Genomic DNA, 9,256 nt, shown 5'->3' on the forward strand with positions numbered 1-9,256 from the left:
CACTCCTCTCTGGGACAGGGCAGTGCCCGACCGGCACCGCCGGTCCTCTCTGTGTACTCGCCTTGACTCGGGGGCGCCATAGCCCGCGCACCGACGTGTCGCCGAGCCTCGAGAAATGCACCAGGGCCCGGCCGGGGAGGGAGGGTGGCCGGGCCCTGATCGCCCACGCATGCGCGGACTCGAGACCCGGACATCCAAGGGAGGGAGCAAGTCCCGGGTCCGCCCTCCTCAACGACGGGCGGCAGACCCGGTTACGTCCTCCCCGAAGAAATCCCTGAACTTTCTTCGGCGACCCTCGCGCGGTGCGTCCGACCCTGTGCGTTCGACACCTCCACGATCGGCAGGCGCAGCGCCCCCGGCGCCGCCTCGGGAACAGCCGGCCGGGCGGGCCGCACCGGCGCCACAGGGACGTACGACGCCCCGAGCCGCGGTCGCGGGTCGGGCTCGCCCTTGTTGGGCCAGAACGCCATCGCACGCTCTGCCTGCGCCGTGATGGTCAGGGACGGGTTGACACCGAGGTTGGCCGAGATCGCGGAGCCGTCGACGACGTGGAGGCCGTCGTAGCCGTAGAGGCGCTGGTAGGGGTCGACGACGCCCGTCTCGGGCGAGTCGCCGATGGCACAGCCGCCGATGAAGTGGGCCGTCATGGGCATGTCGAAGGGCTCGCCGATGGTGCCGCCGGCGTACCCCTCCCCCGCCTCGTTCGACATGGCCTTCGCCATGAGGCGCGCGCCCTCGTTGGCCGCCGGGATCCAGGTCGGGTTCGGCTGGCCGTGGCCCTGCCTCGAGGAGAGCCGGATGCCGAACGGCGTGCGCTTGGGGAAGACCGTGATCGAGTTGTCGAGCGCCTGCATGACGAGCAGCACGACCATCCGCTCCGACCAGTGCCGGAAGTCGTAGAGGCGGGAGATGTTGGCGCGCTGCGTCCACATCTCGTGCAGCCACCGGCGCTTGCGTCCCGGGCCGCCGTCGGTCAGGACGGTCTGCAGCAGCGACATCGCGTTGGAGCCCTTGCCGTAGCGGACCGGCTCGAAGTGCGTCGTGGAGTCGGGGTGGATCGAGGAGGTGATCGCCACGCCCTCGGTGTAGTCGGTGCTCAGGTCGGGCGCGATGGCCCCGAGGATGGCCTCGGAGTTGGTGCGGGTGAGCTCGCCGAGCCGGTCGGAGATGGCCGGCAGGTCGCCGGTGAGCTTGAGCCTGTGCAGCAGGCGCTGCGTGCCGATCGCGGCGGCGCTGAAGATCACTTGGTCGGCCGTGAACACCTTGGTCGCGGCGCGGCGGCGCAGCTTGGCCTTGGTCCAGCGCGTGTGCACCTCGTAGCCACCACCTCGGGCCGCCTCGCGCGGGACGACCCGCGTCACCGTGGTGAGCGGGTGGATCACGGCCCCGTTCTGCTCGGCGAGGTGCAGGTAGTTCTTCACGAGCGTGTTCTTGGCGTTGTGGCGGCAGCCGACCATGCACTCGCCGCACTCGAGACAGGTCGTGCGGGCCGGCCCGGCACCGCCGAAGAACGGGTCGGCGACCGTCGTCCCGGGCGCGGAGCCCTCCTGACCGAAGAACACGCCCACGGGCGCCTGGACGTAGCTGTCGGCCACACCCATCTCGTCGGCGATCTGCTGCATGACGCGGTCGGCCGGCGTGACATGCGGGTTCTCGACCACGCCCAGCATCCGCTTGGCCTGGTCGTAGTAGGGCGCGAGCTCGCGTCGCCAGTCGGTGATGTGGGACCACGAGGGGTCGTCGTAGAACGGGTCCAGCGGCTCGTAGAGCGTGTTCGCGTAGACGAGGGAGCCGCCACCCACGCCTGCCCCGGCGAGGATGAGGCAGTCCTTCACCATGTCGATGCGCTGGATGCCGTAGCACCCGAGCGCCGGCTTGAACAGGAACCGGCGCAGATCCCAGGACGTGGCCGCGAAGTCGCTGTCGTCCAGCCGCGCCCCCGCCTCGAGGACACCGACCCGATAGCCCTTCTCGGTCAGGCGCAGTGCACTGACGGAGCCGCCGAAGCCCGAGCCGATGACCAGGACGTCATAGTGCCCGCCGGCCACCTGCCCTCCGCTCATGCGCGTCCGAGCTTCTTGAGCACGCGCAGGCAGCCGGTCATCGTCTTGGCATAGGCCTCGTCTGACATGCCCAGCATCGGCGCGATGCGCAGCAGACGCTGCGTGGCGACGGCCTGGGTCTCGGTGAAGCGCCGTACGCCCTCCGCACCCTGGCGCCGGCCCAGGCCCGAGGAGCGCATGCCGCCCATCGGCGCCGCCAGGCTGGCGAAGGTCGCGCCGAACGCCTCGTTGACGTTGACCGTGCCTGCCTTGACCTGCCGGGCGATCCCGCGGGCCCGGGCGCCGTCCTGGCTGTAGATCGAGGCGTTGAGGCCGTACTCACCCTCGTTCGCTCGCGCGATCGCGTCGGCCTCGTCACCGAAGCGGTAGAGGCTGACGACGGGCCCGAACGTCTCCTGGCCGAAGCACGTCATCTCGGGGGTGACGCCCTCGAGCACCGTCGGCTCGAAGAAGTACGGCGCCAGGTCCGGCCGCGCCCGCCCGCCGGTGAGCACCCGAGCGCCCTTGTCGATGGCGTCCTCGACGTGCGCGGTCACCCTGTCCAGCTGGTCCTGGCTGACGAGCGGCCCCATGTCGATGTCCCACGACAGGCCCGCACCGAGTGAGAGCGCCTCGACCCGCGAGACGAGGCGGTCGACGAACCGGTCGTAGAGGGCGTCGGCGACGAAGAGGCGCTCGATCGAGACGCAGAGCTGGCCTGCGTTGGAGAAGACGGCGCGCACGGCGCCCTCGGCGGCGCGCTCGATGTCGGCGTCGGCGAGGACCAGCATCGGGTTCTTGCCGCCGAGCTCGAGGGAGCAGCCGATGAGCCGCTCGGCGCATCCGTGGGCGATCATCCGGCCGGTGGCGGTCGAGCCGGTGAAGCACACATGGTCGGCCTTCTCGACGATGCTGCCGCCGACCCGCGGGCCGGGTCCGGCGACGACCTGCCAGAGGTCGCGCGGGAAGCCGGCCTCCTCGATGAGCTCGGCGCCGAGCAGCGCGCTGAGCATGGTCTGGGCATCCGGCTTGGCCACCACCGCGTTGCCGGCGGCGATGGCGGCGAGCCCGTCGCACAGTGCCATCGTGAAGGGATAGTTCCATGGCGAGATGACGCCGACGACGCCCTTCGGGACATGGTTGACGTCGACGCGCGTGAAGGCCGGGAACACCCCCGGCTTGCGCTCCGCCTCGAGGAGCTTCGCGAGCGTCCGTCCGTAGTACCGCGCCGTCAGCGCGATGTGCAGCGGCTCGTCGAACGCGTGCTTCCGCGCCTTCCCGGACTCCAGCACGATGAGGTCCATGATCTCGGCCTGCCGGTCGAGCACGAGGTCGTGCAGTCGCAGCAGCAGCTCCTGACGGTGGGCGTACGACGCCCGCGCCCACCGCTCCTGCGCCCGACGGGCACGCGCGAACGCCTCGACGATGTCGGCCTCGCTGGACTGCGGCACATGCGCGAGCGGTGCCCCATCGATCGGCGAGAGCACCTCATGGGTCTCCCCCGAGCTCGCGACGATCCGGTCGGTGAGCGCCGCGACATAGCCGGGCTCCAGGGCGTACGACGCCGTCGCGTCGTGCTCCGGGTCGCGCGGACCCTCGACGAGGGGACGGTTGTCGGGGTCAGAAGCGGACATGCTCCGAGACTAGGTGACCGATCTGCCCTCGACTACCCGTTGGTAGCACTATTTCCGTGACACGAGTCGCAGGAACTTTTACGGCGGCCGCCGCCCGTAGGTCACACAATGTCGGTCACCTTCACGCGCGCCTCGTCCGCCTCCTGGTCGGTCGCCATGAGCTGGGACTGACGCTCCGCCTCGACGCGGCGGAGGTAGTGGTCGATCTCGTCGCGCAGTGTCTCGGGCGACCAGCCCAGCTCAGCCGCCATCAGCCGGGCGACGCCCGGGGCGGCCGAGACGCCACGGTCGAAGGTCTCGATCGAGATGCGCGTGCGCCGCGTGAGGACGTCGTCGAGATGCCTCGCCCCCTCGTGGGTCACGGCGTAGACCACTTCGGCGGCCAGGTAGTCCTCCGCACCGGCCAGCGGGGCGCCGAGCGTCCTGCGCTCGGCGATGAGATCGAGGATCTCGTCGATCATGCCGCCGTACCGCCCGAGCAGGTGGTCGATCCGAGCGACATGCAGCCCCGAACGCCGGGCGAGCAGGACCCGCTGGTTGGCGCGGGCCTCATAGGCGTCAGCGCCGAGCAGCCGCACCTTGTCGGTGATCGACTCGCGCAGCGTCACGTTCGTGGTCGCGCGCAGGCTGTGCCCGGCGGCATCCACGGCGTCCTTGGCCATCACGCGGTACGTCGTCAGCTTGCCGCCGGCGATCATGACGAGCCCCGGCACGGGCGTGACCACGGTGTGCTCGCGGCTGATCTTGCTGGTCGGCTCGGACTCCCCGGCGAGGAGCGGGCGGAGACCGGCATACACGCCCTCGACGTCCTCATGGTCGAGGGGCTCGCGCAGGATGGCGTTGACGTGGCTGAGGATGTAGTCGATGTCGGCCCTGGACGCGGCCGGGTGCGCCTTGTCGAGGTTCCAGTCCGTGTCGGTGGTCCCGATGATCCAGTGCCGCCCCCACGGGATGACGAAGAGGACGGACGTCTCGGTGCGCACGATGAAGCCGGACTCGCTGCGGATCCGGTCGCGCGGCACGACGAGGTGGACGCCCTTGGAGGCCTGCACATGCAGCGCGCCCCGACCGCCGACCATCTCTTGGATCTCGTCGGTCCAGACGCCGGCGGCGTTCACGACCACCCGTGCCCTGATCTCGAGGTCCAGACCAGGCCCGGCCTCCAGGTCGCGGGCCGTCACACCCACGACACGCTCGCCCTCGCGGAGAAACCCGGTGACGCGGACGCGGGTGGCGATGTGAGCGCCATGCCGCGCGGCCGTGCGGGCGATCGTCGTCACGAGTCGGGCGTCGTCGACCTGGCAGTCGAAGTACTGGAGCGCGCCGGTCACCGTCTCGGCGCGGAAGTCCGGCGCGATCCGCGCGACGCCGCGCCGCGTCAGATGCCGGTGACGTGGCAGCCCGGCGCCCCCTCCGTGTCCGATCCGGCCGAGCGCGGCCATGCCGTCGTACAGCGCCAGCCCGGCGCCGACGTACGCGCGCTCCCAGCCCCGATGGGTGAGCGGGTAGAGGAACGGCACCGGCCGGACCAGGTGCGGAGCCAGATGGGTGAGCAGCAGGCCACGCTCGGTGAGCGCCTCACGGACGAGGGCGAAGTCCATCATCTCGAGGTAGCGCAGTCCGCCATGGATCAGCTTTGAGCTGCGACTGCTCGTCCCTGAGGCGAGGTCGCGCTGCTCGAGGAGCCCCGTTGAGAGCCCACGGGTGACAGCGTCGAGCGCGACGCCCGCCCCGACGACGCCACCGCCCACGACCAGCACGTCGAGCTCCGCCTCGCCCGCGCTCCCCGTCATCGCCGCCAAGGCCGCGTCCCGGGCCAGCGGTCCAAGTGCACCAGGGGTCAGTGACGGCCGGCTCATGTCGTCAGTCTGTCAGGCGCGCAGGAGCATCGGATTGCGTCGCGGTGAACTCCCGAACTTTCCGGCTTCCTCTTGCCAATCGAATCGAATATGTGTTCTAATACATTCAGGTCGTCCCGGTTCGCCGGTCCCTCCACGTCGATCTGCTGACTTGTCCGTCTGCTGTCCGTGGAGCCCTGATGACCTCTCCTTCTCCGGAGCCACCCCGTCGGCCCGTCTCGACGCGGTCGCATCAGGTCCACCGGTTCACCGGCCGGCTGGGTGAGGTGCTGGATCAGGTCGGCACTGAGACCCTGTGGGCGTTGAGTCCTGAGGAGCTGTCGGAGTCGTTGAGGGAGGCCTACGCCGCGGAGGCGCGCCTGGCCCGGTTGAAGCTGGCCCTGCTGGCCCAGGCCGACCGGTCCGACGTGGCCACTCATGACGCCCAGCCCCACATGGTGGCATGGCTGCGCGAGCACGCCCGGCTGGCGCCGCCCGACGGGCGGCGCCAGGTCAAGCTCGCCCGCGCGCTCGAGCAGCACCCCCTCACCGCTGAGGCGCTGGCGGCGGGGTCGTTCCCGGTCGCCTCCGCGGCGGTCGTCGTCGAGGCCGTCGACGCGCTGCCCGTCGAGGTCGACCCGGTGCTGCGCGAGCAGGCCGAGACCCACCTGGCCGGTGAAGCCCACGTGCACGACACCCAGGCGCTGCGCCGGCTGGCCGCGCACCTGGAGGAGGTCATCGATCCCGAGGGCGCCGACCAGCGCCTGGCCGAGCAGCTGGCCCGTGCCGAGGCCAAGGCCGCACGCGAGGCGTTCTTCCGGCTGCGGCACAACGAGCAGACCGCCACCACCGAAGGAGCCTTTCGAATCCCGCTGATGTCCGGGGTCAAGCTGCAACGGATGCTCGAGTCGATCCTCAATCCCAACCGGCCCGACCCCATCGCCGAGAAGGACCCCGAGACCGGCGCGAAGCTGGGGGCCGAGGAGCGGCGCGGTCATGCCTTCATCGAGCTGATCGACCGGATCCCCACCGGCAAGCTGCCGAAGCTCGGCGGCTCGGACCCGACTGTGGTGGTGATGATGGACCTGGCCACCTTGATGGGTGGCCTGCGTGCCGCGCACCTGGACACCGGCCACCAGATCAGCCCCGGCCTGGCCCGCCAGCTCGCCGCCCAAGCTGGCATCATCCCCGCCGTGATGGGCGGGGACGGGGAGGTCCTCGACTTGGGCCGCAAACGGCGGCTGCACCCGAAGAAGCTGCGACTGGCGATGCTGATCCAACAAGACGGCACCTGCGCCGTGCAGCACTGCACTCGTCCCGGGATCGGCAGCGACGCCCATCACCTCATTGCCTGGAGCGAAGGCGGCCCCACCAACGTCGCCGACGGCGCCCTCCTCTGCCCCCGCCACCACACGCTCGCCGACCATCCCGACTACATCGTCACCCGCCTGCGACCCGGACGCATCCGCATCAACAAGCGTTGCTGAGCCGGCAACATGCGCTGAGTCGTTGGTCAGGCAACTGATAGCGACGGCAGCTGGGCGCCCATCGCGCCCAGAGTGACGCACTGCACCGTTGCCATGCCGTGTCGGCCGGCCGACTAAAGAAAGCCGTGGACGATCTTCCCTGCCGTGTGTACAGTTGGCGTACAGAGGGGGTGTTGACAGGATGACACGGACGGAACGACCCGCAACCGAACGACTGCACTTCCGCGTCCGCGCGGAAGTCGAGCAGCGACTTCGCTACGCGGCAGAAGTCGAGAACGAAACGCTGACAGACTTCGTTCTCGCCGCGGCCGAAGCAAGGGCCGAGGACGTATTGGCGCGAGCATCCGTTGTCCCCAGCGACTATTTTGATTCGCTCTTCAAAGCCCTCAGCGAACCGCCCAGGCCGAATGAAGCAATGCGGCGTGTCGCGAGATCCCAGCGGGCCTTCAAGCAGACGTAGCCTGTGATCGAGTTCATCTCCACCCAGTTCTCGGACGAGTTTTCGACCGATGCGTTCACTTCTGGCAAGCCCTCGCTCGATCGTTGGTTGATCGAGCATGCCAAGACGGCACAAGCGAAGCGGATCGCGCAGGTCTTCGTGTGGCACAACAACGGCGACGCCGCGGTGTGCGCCTACTTCACACTCTCCGCGCACGAGATCGTGGCCGAGGACCTACCGCGTCGTCTCCACCGAGGAATGCCGGACAAGATTCCGTCGATACTGCTCGGAAAGCTGGCACTTGACCGGTCACTCCATGGTCGCGGACTCGGCGGCCAGTTGCTCTATGACGTGTTTCAGCGTGTTCTGAGTGTCAGTCGCGACTTGGGAGCTCGCTACCTCGTGGTCGACGCGCTCGACGACGAGGCAGCGACCTTCTATGAGTATTACGGCTTCACACGGATGATCGGCGATCACTCGCTGAGGTTGGTGAGAAAGTTCGGCGACCTCGAGGCCGACGTCGACGCCTGGTCTGATTGACTGCTCGCGCACCAAGGCGTCGCCACTGACGGCCATGCCATTGTGTCCCATGCCGCCGCGTTTCCGTCGGGCCGAATTACCAGATCCCATGTGCGGACAGGAGCTTCGCGCGGCCCGCATCCGCTCCTGTCCGACGATTCCCGCGCCCACGGCCGTATGGTTCCCCGTGTGAACCTAAGCTTTGCGGTGCGGCGACCGGTGACGCCTTCCCAGTTCCTGGTTCCCTTCGGGGGCGCGTTGTTCTTCGTCGCGGAGGTCTTCGCCTTTGACGACTTCGACGCACGCGTTCTCCGGCTTCGGGTTTTCGGCGTCTTGGTTCTCGCGGCGTTGGGCGGTTGGCGGCTGGGCATGTGGACGCGTGACCGACAGGCGGCGCTTACTCGTTCACCCGAGCAGCCCGAACATCGCTCTGGCCCGCCTTCGCAGTGAGGGAGAGGAGGCCAAGGTCATCAACCGGAGCCGCGGCCCGCTCGACGCTCCAAGTGCCTCACACCGCCGCGACAGGGCGCGCACAACGGGACGTCTGCCGCGATGACATGGGTTCACCTTCTCGGCAGGGGCCTCTCACACCGCAAGTCTGGTCACAATTCGGCCTCTCCGTCCTGGGATGACGAGTAATCCGTCATGCTTCGCTCGTGACCTTTCGCGGATGGGATCCGCCTCGCGCGCCACCGCTCCCGCCTCGACCGGAGCTGCGTCCATCGCGCGCACTGCCTGTCGTGATCAGCGTCGTCGGCATCCTCATCGTCGGCGGACTGGTCGGAGTCGGCGTCATCCTCCATCGTTATACGAGCGCCGATCACCTTGGCGTACTCGATGACCCGGCTGTGATCAACGTGGCGGACCCTGCGTGCGAGCAGATGGCCCGCTCCGTTCGAGACGCGGCGCCAGCGGCCGCTGCCTCGCCGACTGATGTCGCGACGGCAATACGCGTCCAGGATGCGGCAATCACCATGATGGTCGCGAAGATCCGTGCGGTCGGGTCGGACCGTCTTCAGAACGACCAACCGGCCACCGCCTGGCTGGCCGACTGGGAACGGCTTGTCGGTCTGCGCGAAGCATTCGCGGACGAGCTTGCTGCCGGTGGCCATCCCACTCTCGTCGTTCCGCAGGTCGATGGCGCCCGCGTCACCATCCGGATGGACGAGGTTGGCCTCAGCGAAGGCTGCGCTGTGGCCGACGAACTCGCCCATCCAGCGTCAACGGCAAGGTGAACGTCCCGCTACGAACCAGCAACTCCACACACAGCTGTGAGCCTCCGTGGATCCGATGTCTG

Annotated in this window: 7 protein-coding genes; 4 read left to right on the plus strand and 3 right to left on the minus strand. The window is 69.0% G+C overall.

Annotated elements, in window-relative coordinates; all coding sequences use genetic code 11:
• Nucleotides 1-251: 251 nt before the first annotated feature.
• From ACYQ1K_RS18185 to ACYQ1K_RS18195, 3 genes are all read right to left on the minus strand, one after another.
• Nucleotides 252-2,063, minus strand: a complete 1,812-nt coding sequence (locus tag ACYQ1K_RS18185) for a GMC oxidoreductase (RefSeq protein ID WP_459984663.1) — start codon at nucleotides 2,061-2,063, stop codon at nucleotides 252-254.
• A complete protein-coding gene (locus tag ACYQ1K_RS18190) occupies nucleotides 2,060-3,676 on the minus strand; it encodes a succinic semialdehyde dehydrogenase (RefSeq protein ID WP_459984664.1) in 1,617 nt (538 codons plus the stop codon). Before ACYQ1K_RS18190 ends, ACYQ1K_RS18185 begins: the two co-directional genes overlap by 4 nt.
• A gap of 101 nt (nucleotides 3,677-3,777) precedes the next feature.
• The gene (locus ACYQ1K_RS18195) at nucleotides 3,778-5,535 is read right to left on the minus strand and encodes a glycerol-3-phosphate dehydrogenase/oxidase (protein WP_459984665.1); all 1,758 of its coding nucleotides are present in this window, start codon (nucleotides 5,533-5,535) and stop codon (nucleotides 3,778-3,780) included.
• Nucleotides 5,536-5,714: 179 nt separating this feature from the next.
• On the opposite strand from ACYQ1K_RS18195, the gene ACYQ1K_RS18200 reads away from it, so the two are divergent.
• From ACYQ1K_RS18200 to ACYQ1K_RS18215, 4 genes are all read left to right on the plus strand, one after another.
• Complete coding sequence (locus ACYQ1K_RS18200; RefSeq protein ID WP_459984666.1) at nucleotides 5,715-7,001, plus strand: HNH endonuclease; 1,287 nt, start codon at nucleotides 5,715-5,717, stop codon at nucleotides 6,999-7,001.
• 181 nt (nucleotides 7,002-7,182) lie between these two features.
• A complete protein-coding gene (locus ACYQ1K_RS18205; protein ID WP_459984667.1) occupies nucleotides 7,183-7,461 on the plus strand; it encodes a type II toxin-antitoxin system TacA family antitoxin in 279 nt (92 codons plus the stop codon).
• Between the two features lie 3 nt (nucleotides 7,462-7,464).
• Nucleotides 7,465-7,980: a hypothetical protein gene (locus tag ACYQ1K_RS18210; protein ID WP_459984668.1), complete on the plus strand. Its 516-nt coding sequence runs from the start codon at nucleotides 7,465-7,467 to the stop codon at nucleotides 7,978-7,980.
• Nucleotides 7,981-8,699: 719 nt separating this feature from the next.
• The gene (locus ACYQ1K_RS18215) at nucleotides 8,700-9,194 is read left to right on the plus strand and encodes a hypothetical protein (RefSeq protein ID WP_459984669.1); all 495 of its coding nucleotides are present in this window, start codon (nucleotides 8,700-8,702) and stop codon (nucleotides 9,192-9,194) included.
• Nucleotides 9,195-9,256: the final 62 nt, after the last annotated feature.

Source organism: Nocardioides sp. AN3 (genome assembly GCF_054653495.1).